We start from the raw sequence: 367 nt of genomic DNA, 5'->3' as shown, positions 1-367 counted from the left end.
ATCCGCACCGAACCCACATCGGTATGCACCGTCTTCTGCGACCGCCCGTTCCGGTGATTCCCATCCCCACGGACCGGCTGCTCACCCTTGGAATATCCGAGGTGCTCGTCCATCTCGGCGTTCAACGCCGTTTCCAGAACAGTTTTCGTGATCTGGGACAGCAAACCACCCGGACCCGCCAGCGACACACCTTCTCTCCGCGCCTTATCGATCAACTCCTGGGCGATCCGGACATCCAGACCGTCCGCTGCCGACCGCTCCCCGGCCGCCGGCACCGACTCCTCCGACACGATGACCCCTTCCGCTGAGACACGCCGCCTCAGCCTCTCCGATCACCGTCCCGCCCACAAGATCTCAGACAGGCCCG

The 367-nt window shown here is 64.3% G+C and carries 1 protein-coding gene; it reads right to left on the bottom strand.

Annotated elements, in window-relative coordinates; genetic code table 11:
* A partial coding sequence (locus tag K7711_RS47160; protein WP_222979720.1) for a transposase occupies window positions 1-290 on the bottom strand: 290 nt, incomplete at its 3' end.
* Between the last annotated feature and the right edge of the window lie 77 nt (window positions 291-367).

It is taken from the genome of Nocardia coffeae, assembly GCF_019890715.1.
Taxonomy (GTDB): Bacteria; Actinomycetota; Actinomycetes; order Mycobacteriales; family Mycobacteriaceae; genus Nocardia; species Nocardia jiangxiensis.
Note: the sequence above shows the minus strand (reverse complement) of the source record. Positions and strands in the feature narration are given on the sequence as shown.